The organism is Xanthomonas prunicola, from assembly GCF_002846205.1.
GTDB classification, from domain to species: Bacteria; Pseudomonadota; Gammaproteobacteria; order Xanthomonadales; family Xanthomonadaceae; genus Xanthomonas; species Xanthomonas prunicola.
In genome coordinates, this window is record NZ_PHKV01000001.1 from 1,290,633 (window position 1) to 1,312,641 (window position 22,009).

Genomic DNA, 22,009 nt, shown 5'->3' on the forward strand with positions numbered 1-22,009 from the left:
TCTGATGACCGAACCCACCTCCGTATCGAGCGGCTTCTTGATCGCCACCGGTGTGGGCCTTGCCTCCGTGCTGCCTGGCATCGACGGTGACGCGCTGATCGGCGCCTTCGCCGGCGGCGCGCTGTTCGTCGTGTCCGCTGCCAAGCAACCGCTGCTGGCGCGATTGATCTATTTCCCGGTGAGCGTGATCGCCGGCTACCAGCTGGCGCCGGAGCTGCTGCGCTGGTTGCCGATCAAGTCCAGCGGCGTGGCCGCTTTTGCGAGTGCCGCGTGCGCGATCACCGTCACGCTGGGCCTGATCGAAAAGAGCAAGTCGTTCGACTTTTCCTTCCTACGTCGTGGAGGTCCGCCCAGTGCATAGCCTGGTCACCGTCCTGACGTTGATGGCCTCGCTCGCCATCTGCGTCCGCCTGCTTACCTACCACCGCCCGGTCGATGCGCGCCATCGACGCGGCGCGGGCTGGTGCGCGTGGTTGCTGATCGCCAGCACCGGCGGTCAGGCGCTGCACATCCTGCTGGCCGGCGCCAGCTCGCAAGTCAGTCTCTGGCACCTGGGCACGTTGATCGTGCTGGCGGTGCTCACCTACCGCGCCCAGGGCAATGTGGCGCGCATCCTGAAGGTCGATTGATGTTCACCGATACCCAGCTCGCCTCGATCATGCAGTGCTCACCACAGCGCGCCCAGCGCTGGCATGGCCCACTGCTCACCGCCGCCAACCGCTTTGGCATCACCACCAAGCGTCGCGCCGCGCACTGGCTCGGCCAGGTCGGCCACGAAAGCCTGAGCCTGTCGCGGATGGAAGAAGGTTTGCACTACACCACCAGCGCCCGCTTGCTGGAGGTGTTTGGTGCACGCATCACCCCAGCGCAGGCGCCCAAGTTCCTGCGCAATGCGGTGGGCCTGGCCAACTTCGTCTACGCCGACCGCCTGGGCAACGGCAACGAAGCCAGCGGCGACGGCTATCGCCACCGGGGCCGGGGCCCAATGCAGCACACCTTCCGGGGCAACTACCGCCGTATCGGTGTGCTGATCGGTCTGCCGGTGGAAGAGCAGCCGGATCTGTTGCTGCAGATCGAGCCGAGCGCCCTGGGCGCGGCGGCGTACTGGCAGGACAACGGCCTCAACGTGCTGTCCGATGCGGGCGATGTGCTCGGTCTGGGCCGCAAGATCAACCTGGGCAACGTACGCGCCAAGCGCTTGCCGGAAGGCCACAGCGATCGCGTCACGCGCACGCAGCGCGCCCTGCAGATCCTGTGCGTACCCTGATGGTTACGCGCCTGATCATCTTGCTGGCGCTGATTGCAGTGCTCGTCGGCGGCTGCGTGTGGCAGGAGCAACGCGTCAGCGCAGCGCAGCAAGACCGCGATGCAGCGCTGCAGGCCAAGCGCCAGGCCGAAGCGGAACGCGACAGCGCTAAAGGCTCCACCACCGTCGTGACGCAGTACGTCGACCGCGTGCAGATCGTGCGCGAAGCCGGCGCCACCATCACCCGCGAGATCCCGATCTATGTCACCCAGAAAGCCGATGCTGCTTGCGCTATCCCTGCTGGCTTTGTGCGGCTGCACGACGCCGCCGCCTCGGGCAACCCTGCCGGGCCGCCCACCGGAAATCCTGATGCGCCGGCCGCCGGCATTACGCTCTCTGGCATCGCCGGCACCGTCGCCGACAACTACACCAGCTGCCACGCCACCGCCGCGCAGCTGAGCGCGCTGCAGGACTGGATCGATCTGCATCTACCGGCAGCGGCGCCATGATCAAGCCCGCCAGCCTGCGCGCGCATCTGGTCGCGGCATTGCCGGATCTGGCGCGCGATGCCGACCGGCTGCTGGTGTTTATCGACGCCGGCAGCCTGGTCAGCACGTTCCAGCCGGGGCTGTCGTTCGAGTATCAGTACACCCTCAACCTGATTCTGACCGACTACGCCGGCCATCCCGACAGCGTGATGCTGCCGCTGCTGGAATGGGTGCAGGTCAATCAGTCCGAGCTACTCTCCAACCCTGCGCGACGCGGCGATATCGCCTTCGAGGCCGACATCCTCGCCAACGATGCGGTGGATCTGTCGATCAAGTTGCCGCTTACCGAACGGGTGGTCGTGACGGCGAAGGACGGCGGCGGCTATGACATGACGCATGCGCCTGAGCCGCAGATTGATTCCACATGGATGACTTGACCGCGCTGGAAAACTGGGCGGCGCCGCTGCTGGCGCGCCTGCAGGAGGGCGAGCGACGCAATTTGGCCCGCAAGATCGGCACCGCGTTGCGGCGCTCGCAGAGCCAGCGCATCGGCAAGCAACAGGCGCCGGACGGCACACCGTATGCGCCGCGCAAGGAACAACTGCGGGACAAGGCGGGCAGAGTCAAACGCAAGAAGATGTTTGCCAAGCTGCGGCAGGCCAAGTACTTCAAGGTCAGCGCCAGCCCTAACCAGGTGAGCGTGGGATTTATGGGGCGTGTGTCGCGCATTGCCCGCGTGCATCAAGAGGGGTTGACCGAGCGGGTGCGACCTATTGGTCCGATGGCCCGATATGACAAGCGCGTGCTGCTGGGCCTGTCCGAAGAAGATCGGCAGCTCATCCGCGATCAACTCTTGAACCACCTAACCTAAACCGATACCACCGAGGAGGCTTGGCAACGACCTCGACCATAAAGAAGCATTGAGGGCGATCAACCACGATGATAAAGTGACCTTGCATCGTTTTTAAAAAATTTAATTAAGCGCCACAATCAAAAAGAACGGTGCAGCCGACAGATCCTTTTTGAAGGTTAAACCTAAAGGCCTCTTATGTTTGAACAAGCAGACCCTGATTATGTGCGTATCGTGAACCAATACCTTGAATCCCAGCAATTCATCTTGACTCATGAGAACTCAATGGATTGCAGCCTTTGGCGTTCAGAAGAGAGCGAAGATCAGGATGTCAATCTATTGGGGGATGGAAAGATTTTATTTATTGAAAATTATAAGAAAGGAAAGTATCAAGAGATAGAGAGAAGCCATGGAATGTCGGGGGAAGAAATAAGTTCAGCTGTTGAAGCGATGGTAGTCCCACTTGCGGACCCAAGCTCATATGAAACATTCACCATCGAAGAACTTGACCGCATTAGCGTTGAGCCAGGTGGCGGCATTGTCATTTCCTACACGGTTCTGTGCCTCGTTGACCAAGATACTCACTTGTACATTCTCGTTAAAGACACTGACCAATAGCTTCGGGGACATTAAAATAACCCAAAGCAATTTGGCACAGCTTATTCTTGCGAAAATCGCTTGGCCGCGCGACGTGAATCATGCAGCTTGAATTTGAAGTCCAAGTAAGACGAGAAATTCCGTTTATTTGGAAAATTACATAGCTCCGTAGTTGGTCAAACTACATAGAAAAATCCTGGATAAATTAGGCCCAGGTACGAAGAATGTTGATTCGTACTTGGATCTCATATGGCTTCTTTCACCGCAGTAGACCTTTCGAAACTCCAAGCTCCAGATCTGATTGAAGCACTGAACTTCGAGTCGATCTTTGCCGAAGCGCTTGCTCAATTCCGTAGGCTGCTGCCGGAGTTCTCCGCTCTCACCGAGGCGGATCCGGTCTACAAGCTCCTGCAGCTGTTCGCGGCCCGCGAGCTGCTGATCCGCCAGCGCGCTAACGACAAGGCGCAGCAGACCATGCTGGCCTTCGCCACCGGCAGCAACCTCGATCACCTGGGTGCATTGTTTGGCGTCGCGCGCCTGGTGCTCGATCCGGGGCAGCCGGAGACCGGCATTGCACCGACCTATGAGTCGGACGTGGACTTCCGCCGTCGCATCCAACTTGCGCCTGAGGGCTTCAGTGTTGCCGGCCCCGAGGGCGCGTACATCTATCACGCGCTCAGCGCGGCGGCCGATGTCATGGATGCCAGCGCCACCAGCCCCGCGCCTGGGCAAGTGCTGGTCACCGTGCAATCGCGCACCGGAGATGGCACCGCGCCGCAGGAACTGCTCGACGAAGTGGCCGCCGTCCTCACCGATGCCGACGTGCGCCCGTTGACCGACGAGGTAGCGGTCCAGAGCGCCGAGATCGTCCTGTACGCCATTCGTGGGCGCGTCTACACCTACGCTGGGCCCGACTCGGCGGTGGTCATGCGCGAGGCGCTGCGCAGCCTGCAGGCCTATCTTGCCGAGGCGCACCGCATTGGCCGCGACGTCCCGGAATCTGCGATCAAGGCCAAGCTGTTCGCCGATGGCGTGCAGCGCGTCGAGCTGGACTCGCCTGCAGCCGACATCCGGATCAGTCGCACGCAGGCCGCCTACTGCACCGCGATCGACATCGTGCACGCCGGTATCGATGAGTAGTTCACCGCTGCCGCCCAACGCCACGCCGATGGAACGCGCCCTGGCCGCCGTCACCGCTCGCCTGGAAGCGATCCCGTTGCCGTACCCGAATCTGTGGAATCCGGACACGTGCCCGGCCGGTCATCTGCCGTGGCTGGCCTGGACGCTGTCGGTAGACGACTGGAAGGCCGACTGGAGCGATGCGGTCAAGCGCTCGCGCCTGCGTAGCGCGATGGCAATCCAGCGGCGCAAGGGAACGGCCAACAGCGTGCGCATGGTCGTCGAGTCGTTTGGCGGCGCGGTGGCCATCCGCGAGTGGTGGCAGACCGAGCCGCGCGGTCAGCCGCACACCTTCGAGCTGGCGCTGACGCTCACTGGCGCCGATGGGCAGAGCGCTAGCGCCCGGTTCGTCGAGGAAGTCATCGCCGAGGTCGAGCGCACCAAGCCCGTGCGCTCGCATTTCAGCTTCACCCAAGGATTCCAAGCCGAGGCCCGACTCAACGTCGTGGCGCGCGGCAGAACCACCTTGTTCCTGCGCCTGCAGGGCAAGGCGAGCTAGAGAGCACACATGCCCGGACTCAAACTCAAGATCACCACCGCCGGCCGCCAAGCGTTGGTCAATGCCAAGCAGAACGGCACCCAGGCGGTCACCATCGCCGCCGTCGGATTGACCAGCGTGGCGTTCGTCGCCAACGCCGAGCTCACCGCATTGCCGTCCGAGATCAAGCGCCTGACCACCATCGGCGGGTCGGTCACGGCCAAGGACACGATGCACGTGTCGGTGCGCGACGAATCCAATGCCGTCTACAGCTGCTACGGCTTCGGCCTGTACCTGGCCGACGGCACGCTGTTTGCCGCCTACGGCCAGCCCGCGCTGCTCGTGGAGAAGTCCGGCGCCGCCTCTGTGCTGCTGGCGATCGACGTAGTGCTGGCCGACGTGGACACCGCGCAGATCACTTTCGGCGACACCAACTTCACCGATCCGGCCGCGACGGTAGACGTGCCCGGTGTGGTGCGCCTGGCAACTGACGCCCAGGCCATCGCAGGCGTGGACAGAGAACGGGCGGTGTCGCCAGCCAACCTGCTTGCGTCACTGGACCAGCGCCTTGGCGAGATGGGACCAACCGAATTCATCAAGGAACTGTTGTCGCGTACCACTGCGGCGGCGGCCCGCAATGTGCTGGGTATTCGCTCGGCTGCACTGAATGACGCCGGTCACGGCAATGGCCTGGATGCGGACACCCTGGATGGGCGCCAGGGCGAGTGGTATCGCGACTTCCGCAACATGCTCAACGTGCCCAGCTCGTTCTTGCTGCCGGGCCAGATCGTGGTCATGGCCTCGCTGTATCCACCAACTGGCCTGCTGGTCTGCGATGGCGCGGCGATCTCGCGCACCAAATACGCAGCACTGTTCGCTGCCATTGGCACGGTCTACGGCGCAGGCGACGGCAACACCACCTTCAACGTGCCCAAGATCAAGGACGGCACCGTCATCACCCATACAAGCGTCGCAACCTCGGTGGGTTCGTATGGCGCCGGCCAGGTCATTTCCCATACGCATGGAGCCAGCGCAGCCGCCGTGGGCGACCACGCGCACTACACCGCACTGGGCGCCGCCGGCGTCCACGCACACGGTGCAAGCGTCAATCCAGGCGGCGACCATGCGCACGGGGCGTGGACCGACACGCAGGGCTGGCATGGACACAGTGGCAGCACCAGCGCCTCCGGCGATCACCAGCACCCTGGTGTGGTTCCATCCAGTGCGATCAACGGCTATGGCGTGTTCCGCGAACGCGACAACGATGCAGCTCCCTCGGACGGTTGGACGGGTGCCGGGGGTAACCATGCCCATAGCTTTGGCACCGATGGCGCAGGCAACCACGCCCACAACATCGGCATGAACGGCTCCGGCAACCACACCCACGGGATCGGCATCGCCGAGGGCGGCAATCACGTGCACGTGGTGGATCACCGTGGCGCTGGCGCCCATGACCACGCCATCACCGTCAACGCTGCCGGCGGTGCAGACAACCTGCCGGCCGGCTTGCGCATGACCTACTGCATCGCCTACTGAGGATTGACCATGACCAACCCGCTGCCACGCACCAGCACTGCCTACGCCTTTGATCGCACCACCGGTGAGTACACCGGCCCGGTGACCGTCTACCTCTCCGAGCTGGAAGGACGCTACCCGCTGCCGCCCGACACTGTTGCCACCGCGCCCGCGCCGCCTGCAGGGCTGTATCAGCGGCACCGCCTGTCGCCAACGTCTGGCACATGGGAGCTGGTGCCGGACTATCGCGGCGTGATGCTCTACAGCACCGACACCGCCACGCCGGTCGCCAACACGCTTGCCTTGGGCGATGCACTCCCGCAGGGTTACACCACCTCGCAGCCGATCGCGTTTCTCCCCAGCGACTACCGCCGCAACGTATGGGACGCTGCACGCGCGAGCTGGCGCGCAGATCCGGACTACAGCGCTGCGCTGGTGTGGGAAAAAGCCAGCGGCGCGATCGCACCGCGCCTGGCCGCTGGCGTTGCGTTGCCGGGACACCTGACCACCGTGGCGGCGCCGGTTTCGGTCGACGGCACGGTGGTGTGGGACGAAGCCGCACAGGCATGGGCCGTACAGCCCAAGCCGTCTGAAGACGCGACCGTGTAGCCCACTGCGTTACGCACCGATTGCAGTGCGCAACATCGTGCAGCCACTGACCATGGCTGCATGGGCAACGCATCCTCCGCACTGAGTAACGCCATTCGTCTCGGCACCGTGGCCGAGGTGAATCTCGCCACCGCGCGATGCCGCGTGCAAGTCGGCGAGATGCTGACCGACTATCTGCCCTGGGTGGTCACCCTGGCCGGCACCACCATCATCTGGTCGGCGCCGGCAATCGGCGAACAAGTTGTGGTGCTGTCGCCGGCTGGCGACCTGGCCGATGGTCTGGTGCTGCGCGGCCTGTACTCCGACCAATTCGCCGCGCCTGCCGCATCCGACACGCTCCATGTGCTGCGCTTTGCCGATGGCGCGCAGATTCACTACGACACCGAGGCGCACGCGCTGCAGGCGACATTGCCCAGCGGCGGCACTGCAACCATCACCGCCGACGGCGGCATCACGCTCAACGGCCCGCTGACCGTCAACGGCACCACCCAGATCAATGGTGATGCCGGCATCACCGGCACGGCCACCGTCGATACCGACGTGATCGGCGGCGGGATCAGCCTCAAGCACCACAAGACCACCGGCGTGACCGCCGGTAGCGCGCTCAGCGGCGGCCCGCAGTGATCGGCGTCGATGCCACTACCGGGCGCGTGATCGAGGGCGAGCAGCACTTGGCCCAGTCGATCGCCTGCATCCTCACCACGCCCATCGGCACGCGCGAGCAGCGCCGCGACTTCGGCTCGCTGCTGCCCGAGCTGATCGACCAGCCGTTCAACGGCGCCACCCGCACGCTGCTCTACGGCGCCACAGCCACCGCGTTGATGCGCTGGGAACCGCGCCTGCGACTGACCCGCGTCGAGGTGGTCGTCGGTGATGCGCCTGGCCGCTTCGTGCTGACGATCGAAGGCGAACGCACTGACGTCGCCCCCGCCAATGCGCGCTCGCGCATGACCATCCCGCTCCGCTTCCGCTCGTCCTGATCGAGGAATCTATGTCCACTGCCTACCACCACGGCGTTCGCGTCATCGAAGTCAGCGCGGGCACGCGCACCATCCGCACTGTCTCCACCGCTGTCGTCGGCTTGGTCGCCACGGCGGCCGATGCGGACGAGAAAATCTTCCCGCTCAACAAGGCCGTACTGGTCACCGATGTGCTCGGCGCGGTTGCCAGCGCCGGCACCCAGGGCACCTTGCGCGCCACGCTGCAGGGCATTGCCGACCAGACCAACCCGGTGACCATCGTCGTGCGTGTGGCCGACGGCGAAGATGCAGCCAAGACGTCCAGCAACGTCATCGGCGAGGCCAAGTCCAGCGGCTACACCGGCTTGTATGCGCTGCTCGCCGCGCAGGCACAGCTGGGCGTGCGCCCGCGCATCCTGGGCGCGCCTGGTCTGGACACACTGCCGGTCGCCAAGGCGTTGGCGACAATCGCCAAGAAGCTGCGCGCGATGGCCTATGTGCGCCCCGTTGCCGACACCGTCGCCGAGGCTGTCACCTACCGAGGCCAGTTCAGCGATCGCGAGGTGATGCTGATCTGGCCGGACTTCCTGGCCTTCGACACCGCCACCAGCACCACGACGGCCGCGTATGCCACTGCGCGTGCGCTCGGCCTGCGCGCCAAGATCGACACCGAGCAGGGCTGGCACAAGAGCCTGTCCAACGTGCCCGTGGCCGGCGTCACCGGCATCTCCAAGGATGTGCACTGGGATCTGCAAGACCCGGCCACCGATGCCGGCGTGCTCAACGAGGGCGACATCACCACGCTGGTGACGTTCAACGGGCAACGCTTCTGGGGATCGCGCACGTGCGCCGAAGACGCGATGTTCGCGTTCGAGACCGCCACGCGCACCGCGCAGGTCCTGGCCGACACCATCGCCGAGGGCGTGGCGTTCTACGTCGACAAGCCGATGCATCCCTCGCTGGTCAAAGACCTGATTGAAACGATCAACGCCAAGTTCCGCGACCTGAAGTCGTCGGGCTACTTGATCGATGCCAACGCTTGGTACGACGGCACCGTCAACAGCGCCACCACGCTCGCCGATGGCGCGCTGCGTATCGACTACGACTACACCCCGGTGCCGCCGCTGGAGAACCTGCAGCTGTACCAGAAGATCACCACCAGCTACCTGGCCGACTTCGCCGAACGCGTCAACGCGTAACGCACCCGATCTGATTCCCGGAGAACCCAATGGCGTTGCCCAAGAAACTCAAGGCGCTCAATCTGTTCAACAACGGTGAGAGCTATCTCGGCCAGGTGGTCGAAGTGAAGCTACCCACGCTGTCCCGCAAGATGGAGGAATATCGCGGCGGCGGCATGAATGGCCCGGTCGATATCGACTTCGGTCAGGAGAAGATCGAGCTCGAATGGAAGTGCGGCGGTCTGATGCGCGGCGTGCTGAATCAGTACGGTGCCACCACGCACAACGCCGTGCAGCTGCGCTTTGCCGGCGCCTACCAGCGCGACGACAACGGCGCGGTGGATGCCGTCGAATTCGTGGTGCGCGGCCGTCACAAAGAGATTGATCCCGGCACCGGTAAGTCCGGCGACGACACCGAATTCTCCGTCAAGACCTCGGCCAGCTACTACAAGCTGAGCATCAACGGCACACCCGTGATCGAAATCGATCTGATGAACATGATCGAGATCGTCAACGGCGTGGATCTGCTCGCCCCGCATCGCCGCGCCATCGGCGCCTGACCCTTCCGGCCTGGCGCCGCCAGGCCTTCACCTTGAGACCTTCCGATGACCCCGACCTTTTCCCCAGCCGTTCCCCTCGACCAGCCCATCACGCGCGGCGAGCAGACCATCACCGACCTCAAGGTGCGCAAGCCCGGCGCCGGTGAGTTGCGCGGCCTCAAGCTCGCCGAGCTGCTGCAGATGGATGTCACTGCGCTGGCAACGCTGCTGCCGCGCATTTCCTCGCCCACGCTGACCACCGCCGACGTCAACGCGATGGATCCAGCCGACCTGTTGGCGGTCGGCCAGGAGGTGGCGCTTTTTTTCTTGCCGAAGGCACAGAGGGAAGTGGTGTCCCCGACTGCGTAGAGGATGCGATGGCCGATATCGCGGCCGTCTTCCACTGGCCGCCGTCCGAAATGGACGGCTGGTCGCTGCACGAACTCACGGCGTGGCGCGAGCGTGCCCGCCTACGAAGCGGAGCCGAGTAATGCGCCACCCCACGAACGAGGCCGCCTAAATGGCGGCCTCCGACAATCTGCGCCTGCAGGTCATCCTTGCGGCGGTCGATCGCGCTACCGGCCCGTTCAAACGCGTACTCAGTGGCAGCCGTGGCGTTGCCACCGCACTGCGCAACCAGCGCGACGCGCTGCGTCAGCTCAACAGCCAGCACCGCGACATCGGCGCCTATCGCGAGCAAGTCGCGCTGGCACAGCGTGCCAAGGCTGCGCTTGATGCGCAGCGGCAATCGGTACGCACGCTCGCTCAGCAGATCAAGGCCACCGGCATGCCCACCGCTGCCATGAATGCCGAGTTCGAGCGAGCGGTGCGCACCGCTCGCGAACTCAAGACCGCACACGGCGCACAGGAAGCGGGCTTGCAGCGGCTGCGTGGTCGTCTGGAGACGGCCGGTATCAGCACCCGCGAGCTGGTCACGCATGAGCGCCGCTTGCGCGGTGAGATCGAGAGCACAAACACCGCCATGCGCGCCCAGCAGCAACGGCTGGCGGCGATCGATGCCGCACAGCGTCGCAGCGCTCGCATCCAGAGCGCCGGCCTGCAGGCGAGCGCCTACGGCGCCGGCATGGCCTTCGCCGGCCAGCGTGCATTGCGTGCCTCGGCACTGCCGATCAGCGATGCGATGGAGTTCGAGTCGGCCATGGCCGACGTGCGCAAGGTCGTGGACTTCAAGACGCCGCAGCAGTTCCTGCAGATGGGCCGCGATGTCGAAAATCTCTCGATGCGGTTGCCGATGCTGCCGGCCGAGATTGCCAAGATCGTGGCGGCCGCCGGCCAGGCCGCCATCCCACGCCAGGAGCTGGTCCGCTTCGCCGAGGACGCGGCGAAGATGGGCGTGGCCTTCGACAGTAGTGCCGAGGAAGCCGGCCAGACCATGGCGACCTGGCGCACCGCTTTCCGGATGGGCCAGGACGAGGTCGTCGTGTTGGCCGACAAGATCAACTACCTCGGCAACACCGGCCCGGCCAGCGTCAACAAGATCAGCGCAGTGGTGAACCGCATTGGTGCCCTGGGCGAGGTCGCTGGCCTGCAGAGCGGACCACTGGCAGCGCTGGGTGCCACTGTCGCCGGCATGGGCATCGAGTCGGAAGTCTCGGCCACCGGCATCAAGAACATGCTGCTTACCCTGGCCTCGGGCGAGTCGGCCACCAAGAGCCAGCGCGAGGCCTTCGACAAGCTGGGCATCAAGGCCAGCGCCATGGCCGAGGTCATGCAGAAGGATGCAGGCGGGGCGATCATGTCGGTGCTGCAGAAGCTGCGCGCACTGCCCAAGGCCGAGCAGGCAGCGACCATGACGCAGCTGTTCGGCCGCGAGTCGATCGGTGCAATCGCGCCACTGCTGACCAATCTGGAGCTGCTGCAGGGCAACTTCGCCAAGGTCGCCGATGCGCAGCGCTACGGCGGCTCGATGTCGGCCGAGTACGCATCGCGGGTGGCCACCTCGGCCAACTCGCTGCAGCTGCTCAAGAACACCGCCGTGGTGGTCTCGCAATCGATCGGCCAAACCCTGCTGCCGCAGTTCAAGCAACTGACCGAGCGCACGGCTGCGGTGGTCGGCCAGGTCACGACCTGGATCCGCGCCAATCCTGCGCTGGTGGGTGCGATCGCCAAGGTCGCAATCGGTGGCGCGGCGTTGCTCACCGTCCTGGGCGGGCTGCTGGTGGCCGGCGGCGTGGCCGCGATGGCGTTTTCGCAGATCCACGGCGCCGTGGCCCTGCTGTCGGGCGGTGGCGGCTTCGGTGCGCTGCTGCGGCAGGGGCTGGCGTTCGGCGGCCGCGTGCTGCCGATGCTCGCCAATGGCGCCCGCCTGCTGCTGCCGCTGCTCGGCGGCGTCAGCCTGCCGGTGCTGGCAATCGGTGCAGCCGTCGCGGCGGTGGCGCTGCTGGTGTGGAAGTACTGGGGGCCGATCAAGGCCTTCGCCATCGGCGTGTGGCAAGGCATCGTCGATGTGGCCGCACCGGTGCTGGCCGAGCTGCAGGCCGCGCTCGCGCCGCTGGGGCCGGTGTGGGACACCGTGGCCGCTGCGATGGGCCAGGCCTGGGCGTGGGTCAAGCAGCTGCTGACACCGTTCGAGGCCACCACCGCGCAGTTGCATGGTGCAACGCAGGCCGGTCGCGGCTTCGGGCAGATTCTGGGCGCGGTGCTGGTCACCCAGTTGCAGCTGGCGCTCAAGGCGATCGGCTGGCTGGTGCAGGCGTTTGTGTTCGTGCTGCCGGTGATCAAGCAGATCCTCGGCAGCGTGTGGCAAACCGTCCAGGGCACCTGGTCGCTGATCGTGGGCGTGTTCACCGGCAATGGCGATCGCATCCGCCAAGGGCTGCTGCAGCTGTGGGCCGGTATCAACTTGCAGCTGGCCAACTGGCCGGCACGGATGCTGCAGGCCGGCGCCGACATGATCAGCGGCCTTGTCCAGGGCATCCGTTCCAAGCTCGGCGCGGCCGGCGATGCGATCGCCAGCGTCGGCACTGGCGTGGTCGATCGCTTTAAGGGCCTGCTGGGTATCCACAGCCCCTCGCGCGTCTTCGCCCAGCTGGGCGACTTCACCATGCAAGGCCTCACCGTGGGCTTGCAGCGCGGCCAGGGCGCGCCTGTGCAGGCCGTCATGGCGCTTGGCAACCGGATGCGTGCCGTGGGCGCAGGCCTGGCCCTGGCGACGGCCACAGCGCCTGTGGCGGCAATCGACAGCCGTGCGCCGCTGTCGGCCCCTGCGCGCGCCGCCAGCGCGCCTGCAGGCGGTAACAGCTACGTCATCCACGTCCATGCCGCACCGGGCATGGATGCGACTGCACTGGCGCGCGAAGTCGCCCGCCAGATCGATGAGCGCGAACGGCGCACGGCGGCCACCCGCCGTTCCAGCCTGCGCGACGACTGAGGATCCACCCCGATGATGATGTCCTACGGCACGTTTGTGTTTGCCCTCGATAGCGCCGCGTATCTGCAGATGCAGCGGCAGATGAGTTGGCGCCACCCCACCAGCGAGCGCGTCGGTGCGCGAGCAGCCAGCCAGTTCCTGGGCCCAGGCGATGACACCATCGACCTCTCTGGCCTGATCGCTCCCGAGCTCACCGGCACACGCGCCTCGCTGGACACGCTGCGCGAACTCGCAGCTGATGGTGAGCCGTTGCCGTTGGTCGACGGCGCCGGCGTGGTCTATGGGCCGTATCTGCTGCTGGCGATCAACGAGACGGCCTCGCTGTTCTTTCCCGATGGCACACCGCGCCGCGTCGAGTTCCAACTGAGCCTGCGCCGCACCGACGACGTGGCGCCCGAGGCGACCGCCGCATGAGCTACCCGATTCCCCAGTGGCGCGTGCTGCTCGATGGCACCGACCTCACCGAGCGCATCGCGCCGCGCCTGCGCGATCTCACCCTCACCGAGTGCCGGGGCGGCGATGCCGACCAACTAGACCTGAGTATCCACGACCATGACGGCAAGATAGCGCTACCCAAACGTGGGGTGCGCCTGGCCGTTGCACTGGGCTGGAAAGCCACCGGCCTGGTCGACAAAGGCACCTTCATCGTGGACGAGGTGGAATACAGCGGTGCGCCGGACATCATCACCGTGCGCGCGCGAAGTGCGGATCTGACTACAGACATGCGCACGCGGCGCGAACGCAGCTGGCACAACACCACGCTGGGTGACGTGCTCAACGCGCTCGCCGGCGAGCATGGACTGACGCCGCGCGTGGCCGAGGCGCTGGCACGCACCAAGCTGCCCCATCTCGACCAGGCCAACGAGAGCAACATGAATCTGCTCACCCGCCTGGGGCAGCGCTTCGATGCGATTGCAACGGTGAAGGCAGGTGCGTTGGTGTTTGCGCCGATCGGTGCGGGCACCACAGCAACCGGCAAACCACTGCCGACCGTCACCCTGACGCGGCGCGATGGCGACCAACACCGTTACTCCGTGGCCGACCGCGATGCCTATACCGGCGTGCGCGCGTACTGGGTGGACAAAGGCAAAGCGCGGCGGCAGTCGGTGCTGGTCGGCACAGACGACAATGCCAAGCGCCTGCGCGAGTCGTATGCCGATGCGGCAACGGCACGCCAGCATGCGCATGCGGAGCTGGAGCGGATCAAGCGCGGCCTGGCGAAGCTCGGCTACACCTTAGCCATCGGACGGGCTGACCTGTTTCCAGAACAACGCCTCACGATGAGTGGCTTCAAACCCGAGATTGACGGGCAATCTTGGCTGATTGCAAAAGTCACCCATACGATCAACGGCTCCAGCGGCTTCACCACCGCACTCGAACTGGAGACCACGACATAAGTACTGTTGCCGCTTTGTACAGTCGTTTAAGCCGCCCTGCCCAGCATCGATCAACCCGAGCACAACCATTGCAGTGCCGCGTGCAGTCGGCGATGTATAACTCGACTCGGCCCGCATGTACGCTTTTTTTGTGATGCGAGTTAGAGGCGAAGGTGGCTGGCATCCGTTGATATGAAGCACAGATATAGGACGCTAACCAGAAGCGTTAAAGATAGTCCGCACCACTTCAACGCGGCTACGCTCGCGAGTCAGATGCAAGTCTCAAAAAGAGAATTTATCTCAAAAAATATAAAGGTAATGATTAATAACCTTTCCACCCCGGACCACGGGCGCCTCGATTAGGATGCAGCATTTCTTTACGCAAGTAAAAATGCATGCACTCATCCTTCAATAAGAAAATGTTGACGCTGCGGATGAAGCGCAACTAGCCTAATGTCGGCGGAAGCTAGTCTATGAGCGCGAGCCTGGGTACACCGAAAACCAACCAAAAAACCATTAGGGAAATAAGGAAACTTAATGAATAGATCACTTGGATGTGCAGCTTTATTACTCATCGCCCTCTCCTTTAAAGCCAGCGCAGATGACACTGTCACTGTTTGTAACGCATGCGCCGACCAAGCTATGAGATTCAGGGCGCGTGACTTGGGCAATGGACATCACTATTTTTGGGACTTCACCACCCGCCGGCTGACGCACTACCTCACACAGGGACAAACTATCCCGCCCGCCAGTTTCAAGGCAGACAGAGCCGCCTCGGACAGAGGGTCAATTCAGCTAATACCGTTGACATCTGACGAAATGCAACTTTTTAGCTACGGGCTGGATCTTTACGATTCAACCGGAACCACTCGAATAACTAACACTTTCCAAACCGACTACACCATTCCTGCGAACGCAGCGCAAGCGAAATTCGTGATGACTGCTGCCACGACTCACCAAGCCACCGCATTTGACATGGTAAACACACCAGTTTATCAGAAATCGGTTATCGACTTGGTCTTCAATCAAAATAACTTGGGGCCTTTTTACTGGCTACAGGATAGAACACGCGTTGCCCTGGCCACCTTCACCAACTTTGCGTCGATAACCCTCATAAAAACCCCCTTTACATTATCCAATACCATTCAGTTTCCTGATGGATCCTCTTTTATGGTCAGCTGGGATTACCAGACCAGGCAATACAGGTACGTGAAGGGATTTGCCACTGATGCCGCGGGCAACTTGATACCTGAGACCACTAATGACGCGGGAGGGGGCGCTACGGGAAAGATCAACTATGTTTACCCAAACACCGCAAAGGGGATGGCGGCAGGTGGAGAAATGGTTGATCACTTAACTGGCCTAAACGTGGGTTGGACCACACCGCCAGGCGTTCCAGTCAACAATGGATTTATAATCGCATGTGCATCTACTCCCTCCGGTGTTCGATGCACAATTGAGACCCTTATACGATGAGCACAATTCCTAATGGCAATACACCCTTATTTCGATCACTCCTGTTTTTGGTGTTTGCCACAGTTCTAGCGTGGATTGGATGGCAATCAACCGGCCAGATCGATTGGCAGAAATTCGCGGTATATGCCTGCATGGTCATCACGTATGCTGCATGCGTACTTTTTTATCTAAAGTCTTTGAATAAACTAAAGCCCTTCGTAAATTATAGCTACGCCAAGTTTTTATTGTTTATGAGCCTGCTAGCATTAGGCAGCGGACTCACTGCGCTGCTGCTGCACTTTTTGATGTAAGACCTTAAAGATGTAGCGCCCCACAGCCGCGCACATCGCGGCCGCCACCATGATTAATGTGTGACTAGTGGGGCCGTAATGGCCCCACTTTTTCTGAATAATTTGACTTACTTAAAAGGCATTCAAAACGCCGATTGCCTGGCGACCAATGGATTTAAGCCTGAGGCTAAGTCGGCGAAGAGCAGGCTTGCTGCATTCCTCTATCAGCTGTCGGCGCCAGTAAGCCACCTCCCGCGGAGCCAAGTGCTCGCTAGCGCAAGTTACTTTAGGGGCCAGCCGATGCATCCGGCAAACATCCGCTGCCACAACTTTGCCGTCGAAGTGCGCAGCTTATGCGAATTGCATCGCAAAAACAGCACATGTAAAACCTACGCCATACAGGTTTTAGGTCTAGTGCCGATAACGCTCTCTTTTGCGAGGACCAGCTGTCCTATCTGCAGCTTGATTACGACTTCTTTTTTTTACGGCCGCCCATGTTGATCTGCATGTTGCTTTGATCGATATCGCCCGTATTGGTCAGCATTTGCGCCACCTGGCTGCTGTCGTTGAGCGTCACAACAGGCGCAGCTTTCACGCCAGCCGATCGTAGCGATACAAGGTTGGACAACATTGCGGTGCGAAGCTCTTGCGGTGCCGCACGAAACGCAGCTAACAGCGCAGCCTCAGACGGATCCAACTCCGCCCTCTGTTCCAACAACACGTACATGACGTCAACCCCGCGAGCATGCGCGGCCAGTAAGTAGGCTCCACCCGGCATGTTCTGATCCTTCTCGAAGTACAGCTGCGCCCACTTCGAGATGCCACATGCGTCCGCCATCTCCTGCTGCGTCAAGCGCAGGCGTTTGCGTTCTTCCTTCAGGCGTTTCCCTACAGTCACTCAGGTTTTTCCTCATATTGACAAAATTGGTGTTAACACCAACAATTTCCAAAACCGCAGACAATCGCAACCGATGCCCCGCAACGTGCAAGCTCAGCAGCAGTTCCATCCCCGAAGCCCGGCAGAGGCGCGGGAATGGTTGGTGTCCAACGGCATCACGGTCTCTGGATTCGCCCGGCAACTTGGGGTGAATCGCACGGTTATCGACGACCTACTCCGTGGGCGCTCGCAAGGCAAATACGGCGACGCGCACACCGCTGCGATCGCTCTTGGCCTCAAAGCACCACCAGATTATGCCGCAAAAGTCCAAACTTCCAAGCGCTCTAGGGGGTGAGCATGTTCGGTCGGAAAAAGATCGTTTTTCGTTGCGAGGCATGCAGTGCAAGGCTCATCAAACGCACCAGCGTTCTCGCACATAAATTCCTGCGCCATGACTCCTATGTCTGCGAGAACCCCATGTGTGGCGCGACGTATACAGGCCATTCGGAGTTGACCGGTATTGCCAGCCCCAGCGGCGTGCCGACCTCACACAGCGAGCTTCCACCCACACCGGCGTATCAGCGCGCCCAAGCGCTGCAGGCCTACCGCGAGTCGCTCGGCGACCGTCAGCTGGATCTGCTCCCCGTCGGCGGCGAGCCGTTCTTCCCTCACCTCTGAGGCACCCCTAATGCAAAAGACCCTTGATTGGGCGGCATTGCCGCCCACGGCGAAGCTTTGCCTGGACGTTGCGCGCATCCACGACGGCCTGGTGAAGACCGAGCACGGCTACATCGGCCGCACTGCCGCACCTGAGACAGATCAGCGCTTCGGCGCGGTTGTGGTTGCCGCGCTCATGCGTGATGGGCTTGCCACCTCTGACGCCTTCGATGAGCGCCTGGTCGTGCTGACCGATGCCGCCACCACTTTGTTCCATTTCCAACGCAGAAACACCGAGGTCGGTTCGTGAGGAATGCCAACAGCTGGTTCACCGCACAGGAGCCACGATTCGTCGATGCGGCCAGCAATGCGCCGCAGCGCATCGCGCCGCACGCCAAGCACGAAGAGGCCCGCCTGCTCGCTGCCGCCGTTGACGCACACCGTCGCGCCGGCGGTGCTTACGTCGTGATCGATAACGCCCCATCTCCGCACGCGCCTCGGCGCTGGCTCGGCGTCTAAGGAAGTTCGATGCAAGAGGATCTGCGGCAACAGGTGCTGTCCCGACTAGAACGGGATTACGGACTCAAGCACCGGAGTGGCACCGAGTACATGCGCGGTGGCAAATGCCCGTCATGCAGCAAGAAAGAGCTCTACACCAACCATCTCAAGCCATGGGTGGTGAAGTGCGGCCGGCAATCCAAGTGCGGGCGCGAACTGCACGTCAAGGATCTGTACGACGACCTGTTCGACGACTGGTCCAAGCGCTTCCAGCCAACGCCTGCAGCCCCCAACGCTGCGGCCGATGCCTACCTGCAGTTCTCGCGTGGCTTTGACCTGGCACCGCTGAAAGGTCTCTACACCCAGGACAGCCACTACGACCGCAAAATCAGCGCCGGCACCGCGACGGTGCGCTTTGCGCTGATCAAGGGCGGCTGGTGGGAGCGCCTGATCGATCGCCCGCACCGCTTCGGCAAGCAGAAGGCGCGCTTTGCGCCAGGCCAGAGCTATGCGGGGGTGTGGTGGGCGGCGCCTGCCGCGCTGACAGCCATGCAGACGGCACGCGAGGTGTGGATCGTGGAGGGCATCTTTGATGCGATCGCGCTCCTGCAGCACGGCATGTGCGCAGTGTCGGCCATGTCCTCCAACGCATTTCCGGAGGAATCGCTACGCGAGCTGGCAAAGGCACGCATGGCCGACCTTCCGACGCTGGTGTGGGCGCTGGACAACGAGCCGGGCGCCCGTGCGTACACGCACAAGCACATCAAGCGCGCAGCAGCGCTGGGCTTCGACTCGCGGGCCGCGCAGATCGTCCAGCGCGATGGCAAGAAGACCGACTGGAACGACCTGCATCTGCGCGCTATCGCGTCCGATGATCCCAGGCAGTGGGACAACGACGTCAACGAAGCTCGCTACCAGGGCGACCTGCTTGTGGCTCGCTCGGCGGTGGACAAAGGCCTGCTGATGTTCGAGCACGACGGCCGCAACGACTTCTGGCTGGACTACCGCTCTCGCCTGTACTGGTTCGATTTCGATACGCAGCGCTTCGACAAGTTGCGCAAGGAGAAGCTGGGCGACATCGATGCCGACGACGGCGATGAGGTTGCGGCCGAGGATCTGAAGAAGATCAAGCGTGCCGCGTGCTCCGTCCAGAAGATCGCCAACTGCTATCCGGAAGCCCTGTACTTCCAGCGCCAAGAGGTCACCGACGAAAGCTGGTACTACTTCCGCGTCGATTTTCCGCACGACGGCCCCAGCGTAAAGGGCACCTTTACAGGTGGTCACGTCGCTAGCGCCTCCGAGTTCAAGAAGCGCCTGATCTCCCTGGCCGCCGGCGCCATGTTCACCGGTACCGGCCACCAGCTGGACCGCCTGATCGAAGAGCAGACCGAGGCCATCAAGACGGTCGACGCCATCGACTTCGTGGGCTACAGCAAGGAACACCGCGCCTACCTACTCGGCGATATGGCCGTGCGCGACGGAGAGCTGGTGACGGCCAATGAAGAGGACTACTTCGAGTTCGACAAGCTGCGTTTGAAGACCACGCAGAAGTCCATCCGTCTGGAGATCCAACGCGACGCCGATGCGTTCCGCGTGGATTGGCTCCCGTGGCTGTGGCAGTGCTTCGGAACGCACGGCATGGTCGCCATGACGTTCTGGTTCGGCTCGTTGTTCGCCGAGCAGATCCGGGCTGGGCACAAGAGCTTTCCGTTCCTTGAAGCCACCGGTGAAGCAGGCGCCGGTAAAACCACGCTGCTGACGTTCCTGTGGAAGCTACTGGGCCGCTCGGACTACGAGGGCTTCGACCCGGCCAAGTCATCCAAGGCCGGCCGTGCACGCGCCATGGGCCAGGTGTCGGGCATGCCCGTCGTCCTGCTGGAAGCCGATCGCAGCGAGCCAGACAAGGCGCATTCCAAGACGTTTGAGTGGGATGAGCTGAAGGATTTCTTCGGCGGCGGCACGCTGGCAACACGCGGCGTGCGCAATGGCGGCAACGAGACCTACGAGCCGCCGTTTCGCGGCACGATCGTGATCACCCAGAACGCTGCGGTGGACGCCAGCGAAGCGATCCTGACGCGCATCGTCAAGCTGCACTTCAAACGCCCGCAGGTCACCACCGAGAGCCGCATCGCGGCCGACAACCTCAACGCGCTGCAGGTCGAAGAAGTCAGCCACTTCCTCGTGCGTGCCATTCGCCAGGAGCGCGCCATCCTCGATCTGTTCGCCGAGCGGGTGAAGGTCTTCGAGGCCAAGCTGCGCGCGCAGCAGGATCTGCGCCTGGAGCGCGTCATCAAGAACCACGCGCAGATGCTGGCGCTGTTCGACTGCCTGCGCCTGGTCATCACCATCCCTGACGACATGGTCGAGCAGACGCGGCTCGCGCTGTTGGACATGGCCCTGGAGCGGCAGAAGGCAATCAGCGCCGACCACGCGATGGTCAACGAGTTCTGGGAGGTCTACGAATACCTCGAAGCCACCGGCCACGGTAAAGCTGTCGTCAATCACAGCCGCGACGCACAGCGGATTGCAATCAACCTCAACCACTTCGCGGCACGGGCCGCGCAGTTCAGTCAGTCCGTGCCCGACCTCAAGGTGCTGCGTGCGCTGCTCGGTGACTCGCGCCGGCACAAGTTCATCGGCGCGAACGTGGCTGTCAACAGCGCCGTCCTCAAGGACGATCTGACTGGCGTCGGCACCACCGTGAAGTGCTGGGTGTTCGCCAAATGAGCGCGCTTTCTCATGTTGGAAATTTCAGGAAATTTTCGTTGACTTCTACCCAGCAGCGGAGCAACTATTACCGCGTCGCCGCACAATCGGCGACCGGGATTGGCGTCCCGTATTTACACGGCGCAACAGCGCCCATCGATCGATGCCTGGCGCTTTTTTCTCGCCCGGCATTCGCTCGGGCGCGTGCCTGCCAGTTCTATGGCGGGCGATGTGTGGGGGCCGCAAGGCCCGCCGGTTCCGTGTATCCGGTACGCCAACCCGCATCGTCCGCCACCCCGATTGGCGTCGGGGCGGCGGATTCCTGTCAAAACACGGAGTTCCGCATGTCCTACGACGCTCAAGAAGCGCCGGCTAATGCCGCGCGTCAGATCGCCCATTACTTCGGCCTGATCGCCGACACCCTCGACTGGAACCACACCGCCTGGCTCGCCCTGCAGGCGAAGCTGCAGGCAATGGGCAAAGCGCCCGAGGCGCTGACCTTGGCCGATGTCGAGGCCGCCATTTCCAGCATCAATGCCGACCTTGCCGAGGTGCGCCAGTGAGCCGGCGCGACCTGCACAAAACGCTGCGCGTGGCTCCCGGCGTCTACCTGCTGCTGCAGATCCGGGCGACCGACGTGCTGGCCGAACTGTACGCCGACGGTCTGCATGATCGCCCACCGGTGATGTTCGCCTGCAGCGCGATCGACGAGCCGAGCGCGTTGTTTCTTGTCGATGACGGAACTGGCCTGGTCATCGGCTCGTTGCACGTGGTCATGCCGGAAGCCGAGGCCGCCGCGCTGCAGGAATGGATCATCGAGCGCATGCCTGCATCGGAGGTGGCGTGATGGACGCCGCTCACCCGAACACGCAGTTGCCAGAGGACGCTGACTTCTCGATCAGTGAAGAAGATCAATCCCGCCTTTGGCGCGCGTATCACGCCGCCGCGTTGCTTGCCGCGCTGACGAACGATATCGCGATCGAGGCTGGCATCAATCAAGACGGACCAGCGGCAGTGGCTGAGTACATCCGCCACGAACTGCTTGATGTCCTCAGCGGCGCGCAGCGTCTGCGCGACGCCGACCCAAGCATTCCGCCATCCGGCGCCGACCTGATCTAACC

The 22,009-nt window shown here is 62.9% G+C and carries 30 protein-coding genes; 29 read left to right on the plus strand and 1 reads right to left on the minus strand.

The features are described 5' to 3' along the window. Nucleotides 1-4: 4 nt before the first annotated feature. The 21 genes from XpruCFBP8353_RS05770 to XpruCFBP8353_RS23355 all read left to right on the plus strand — a co-directional run bounded on the left by XpruCFBP8353_RS05770 (nt 5) and on the right by XpruCFBP8353_RS23355 (nt 15,881). Nucleotides 5-361: a phage holin family protein gene (locus tag XpruCFBP8353_RS05770; protein ID WP_005917737.1), complete on the plus strand. Its 357-nt coding sequence runs from the start codon at nt 5-7 to the stop codon at nt 359-361. Further along, nucleotides 354-629 (plus strand): phage holin family protein, encoded by a 276-nt coding sequence (locus XpruCFBP8353_RS05775; RefSeq protein WP_047127452.1) that lies wholly within the window; start codon nt 354-356, stop codon nt 627-629. The genes XpruCFBP8353_RS05770 and XpruCFBP8353_RS05775 overlap by 8 nt, the downstream gene beginning before the upstream one ends. Then, nucleotides 629-1,267, plus strand: coding sequence for a glycoside hydrolase family 19 protein (locus XpruCFBP8353_RS05780; RefSeq protein ID WP_162300951.1), 639 nt, complete (start codon nt 629-631; stop codon nt 1,265-1,267). The genes XpruCFBP8353_RS05775 and XpruCFBP8353_RS05780 overlap by 1 nt, the downstream gene beginning before the upstream one ends. Then, the gene (locus tag XpruCFBP8353_RS05785; protein ID WP_101362293.1) at nt 1,267-1,755 is read left to right on the plus strand and encodes a hypothetical protein; all 489 of its coding nucleotides are present in this window, start codon (nt 1,267-1,269) and stop codon (nt 1,753-1,755) included. The genes XpruCFBP8353_RS05780 and XpruCFBP8353_RS05785 overlap by 1 nt, the downstream gene beginning before the upstream one ends. Further along, a complete protein-coding gene (locus XpruCFBP8353_RS05790) occupies nt 1,752-2,171 on the plus strand; it encodes a phage tail protein (protein ID WP_101362294.1) in 420 nt (139 codons plus the stop codon). The genes XpruCFBP8353_RS05785 and XpruCFBP8353_RS05790 overlap by 4 nt, the downstream gene beginning before the upstream one ends. After that, entirely contained in the window at nt 2,159-2,605 is a 447-nt protein-coding gene (locus XpruCFBP8353_RS05795; protein ID WP_101362295.1) for a phage virion morphogenesis protein, read from the plus strand. Before XpruCFBP8353_RS05790 ends, XpruCFBP8353_RS05795 begins: the two co-directional genes overlap by 13 nt. Before the next feature lie 177 nt (nt 2,606-2,782). Then, nucleotides 2,783-3,202 (plus strand): hypothetical protein, encoded by a 420-nt coding sequence (locus XpruCFBP8353_RS05800; RefSeq protein ID WP_101362296.1) that lies wholly within the window; start codon nt 2,783-2,785, stop codon nt 3,200-3,202. Between the two features lie 228 nt (nt 3,203-3,430). Beyond that, nucleotides 3,431-4,321, plus strand: a complete 891-nt coding sequence (locus XpruCFBP8353_RS05805) for a baseplate assembly protein (RefSeq protein WP_101362297.1) — start codon at nt 3,431-3,433, stop codon at nt 4,319-4,321. Continuing rightward, a complete protein-coding gene (locus XpruCFBP8353_RS05810) occupies nt 4,314-4,859 on the plus strand; it encodes a phage tail protein I (RefSeq protein ID WP_101362298.1) in 546 nt (181 codons plus the stop codon). Before XpruCFBP8353_RS05805 ends, XpruCFBP8353_RS05810 begins: the two co-directional genes overlap by 8 nt. A 9-nt stretch (nt 4,860-4,868) precedes the next feature. Continuing rightward, nucleotides 4,869-6,374, plus strand: a complete 1,506-nt coding sequence (locus XpruCFBP8353_RS05815; protein ID WP_101362299.1) for a phage tail protein — start codon at nt 4,869-4,871, stop codon at nt 6,372-6,374. A gap of 9 nt (nt 6,375-6,383) precedes the next feature. Continuing rightward, complete coding sequence (locus tag XpruCFBP8353_RS05820; protein ID WP_101362300.1) at nt 6,384-6,962, plus strand: phage tail protein; 579 nt, start codon at nt 6,384-6,386, stop codon at nt 6,960-6,962. A gap of 60 nt (nt 6,963-7,022) precedes the next feature. After that, complete coding sequence (locus XpruCFBP8353_RS05825; protein ID WP_101362301.1) at nt 7,023-7,586, plus strand: phage baseplate assembly protein V; 564 nt, start codon at nt 7,023-7,025, stop codon at nt 7,584-7,586. Beyond that, nucleotides 7,583-7,942 carry a GPW/gp25 family protein gene (locus XpruCFBP8353_RS05830; protein ID WP_101362302.1) on the plus strand — a complete coding sequence of 120 codons (360 nt, stop codon included), beginning with the start codon at nt 7,583-7,585 and terminating at the stop codon, nt 7,940-7,942. The genes XpruCFBP8353_RS05825 and XpruCFBP8353_RS05830 overlap by 4 nt, the downstream gene beginning before the upstream one ends. Nucleotides 7,943-7,953: 11 nt before the next feature. Next, on the plus strand, nt 7,954-9,120 hold the full coding sequence (locus XpruCFBP8353_RS05835) for a phage tail sheath protein (protein ID WP_101362303.1): 1,167 nt from the start codon (nt 7,954-7,956) through the stop codon (nt 9,118-9,120). A 29-nt stretch (nt 9,121-9,149) separates the two neighbouring features. After that, entirely contained in the window at nt 9,150-9,659 is a 510-nt protein-coding gene (locus tag XpruCFBP8353_RS05840) for a phage major tail tube protein (protein WP_101362304.1), read from the plus strand. 45 nt (nt 9,660-9,704) lie between these two features. Then, nucleotides 9,705-10,007, plus strand: a complete 303-nt coding sequence (locus XpruCFBP8353_RS05845) for a phage tail assembly protein (RefSeq protein ID WP_101362305.1) — start codon at nt 9,705-9,707, stop codon at nt 10,005-10,007. Between the two features lie 8 nt (nt 10,008-10,015). Further along, entirely contained in the window at nt 10,016-10,129 is a 114-nt protein-coding gene (locus XpruCFBP8353_RS05850; protein WP_017120157.1) for a GpE family phage tail protein, read from the plus strand. 29 nt (nt 10,130-10,158) lie between these two features. Then, nucleotides 10,159-13,029 (plus strand): phage tail tape measure protein, encoded by a 2,871-nt coding sequence (locus tag XpruCFBP8353_RS05855; RefSeq protein WP_101362306.1) that lies wholly within the window; start codon nt 10,159-10,161, stop codon nt 13,027-13,029. 12 nt (nt 13,030-13,041) lie between these two features. Continuing rightward, nucleotides 13,042-13,443 (plus strand): phage tail protein, encoded by a 402-nt coding sequence (locus XpruCFBP8353_RS05860; RefSeq protein ID WP_101362307.1) that lies wholly within the window; start codon nt 13,042-13,044, stop codon nt 13,441-13,443. Next, nucleotides 13,440-14,426 (plus strand): phage late control D family protein, encoded by a 987-nt coding sequence (locus XpruCFBP8353_RS05865; protein ID WP_101362308.1) that lies wholly within the window; start codon nt 13,440-13,442, stop codon nt 14,424-14,426. The genes XpruCFBP8353_RS05860 and XpruCFBP8353_RS05865 overlap by 4 nt, the downstream gene beginning before the upstream one ends. 516 nt (nt 14,427-14,942) lie before the next feature. Beyond that, a complete protein-coding gene (locus XpruCFBP8353_RS23355; protein ID WP_133125624.1) occupies nt 14,943-15,881 on the plus strand; it encodes a hypothetical protein in 939 nt (312 codons plus the stop codon). Between the two features lie 735 nt (nt 15,882-16,616). Here the strand turns inward: XpruCFBP8353_RS23355 and XpruCFBP8353_RS05870 are convergent. Beyond that, nucleotides 16,617-17,048 carry a helix-turn-helix domain-containing protein gene (locus XpruCFBP8353_RS05870; RefSeq protein ID WP_101362309.1) on the minus strand — a complete coding sequence of 144 codons (432 nt, stop codon included), beginning with the start codon at nt 17,046-17,048 and terminating at the stop codon, nt 16,617-16,619. A 73-nt stretch (nt 17,049-17,121) separates the two neighbouring features. Here XpruCFBP8353_RS05870 and XpruCFBP8353_RS05875 point away from each other — a divergent pair, with 73 nt between their 5' ends. The 8 genes from XpruCFBP8353_RS05875 (at nt 17,122) to XpruCFBP8353_RS05910 (ending at nt 22,007) form a co-directional block, all read left to right on the plus strand. Then, nucleotides 17,122-17,382, plus strand: a complete 261-nt coding sequence (locus tag XpruCFBP8353_RS05875) for a helix-turn-helix domain-containing protein (protein WP_165786134.1) — start codon at nt 17,122-17,124, stop codon at nt 17,380-17,382. Between the two features lie 2 nt (nt 17,383-17,384). Continuing rightward, nucleotides 17,385-17,705 carry an ogr/Delta-like zinc finger family protein gene (locus tag XpruCFBP8353_RS24455; protein ID WP_015472857.1) on the plus strand — a complete coding sequence of 107 codons (321 nt, stop codon included), beginning with the start codon at nt 17,385-17,387 and terminating at the stop codon, nt 17,703-17,705. A 10-nt stretch (nt 17,706-17,715) separates the two neighbouring features. Then, nucleotides 17,716-17,994 carry a hypothetical protein gene (locus tag XpruCFBP8353_RS05885; RefSeq protein WP_101362310.1) on the plus strand — a complete coding sequence of 93 codons (279 nt, stop codon included), beginning with the start codon at nt 17,716-17,718 and terminating at the stop codon, nt 17,992-17,994. After that, entirely contained in the window at nt 17,991-18,203 is a 213-nt protein-coding gene (locus XpruCFBP8353_RS05890; protein ID WP_101362311.1) for a hypothetical protein, read from the plus strand. The genes XpruCFBP8353_RS05885 and XpruCFBP8353_RS05890 overlap by 4 nt, the downstream gene beginning before the upstream one ends. Nucleotides 18,204-18,212: 9 nt before the next feature. After that, nucleotides 18,213-20,909 (plus strand): toprim domain-containing protein, encoded by a 2,697-nt coding sequence (locus tag XpruCFBP8353_RS05895; RefSeq protein WP_162300952.1) that lies wholly within the window; start codon nt 18,213-18,215, stop codon nt 20,907-20,909. Between the two features lie 323 nt (nt 20,910-21,232). Continuing rightward, nucleotides 21,233-21,451 carry a hypothetical protein gene (locus XpruCFBP8353_RS05900; RefSeq protein ID WP_015472861.1) on the plus strand — a complete coding sequence of 73 codons (219 nt, stop codon included), beginning with the start codon at nt 21,233-21,235 and terminating at the stop codon, nt 21,449-21,451. Further along, nucleotides 21,448-21,735 carry a hypothetical protein gene (locus tag XpruCFBP8353_RS05905; protein ID WP_101362312.1) on the plus strand — a complete coding sequence of 96 codons (288 nt, stop codon included), beginning with the start codon at nt 21,448-21,450 and terminating at the stop codon, nt 21,733-21,735. Before XpruCFBP8353_RS05900 ends, XpruCFBP8353_RS05905 begins: the two co-directional genes overlap by 4 nt. After that, the gene (locus XpruCFBP8353_RS05910; protein ID WP_101362313.1) at nt 21,735-22,007 is read left to right on the plus strand and encodes a hypothetical protein; all 273 of its coding nucleotides are present in this window, start codon (nt 21,735-21,737) and stop codon (nt 22,005-22,007) included. The genes XpruCFBP8353_RS05905 and XpruCFBP8353_RS05910 overlap by 1 nt, the downstream gene beginning before the upstream one ends. Nucleotides 22,008-22,009: the final 2 nt, after the last annotated feature.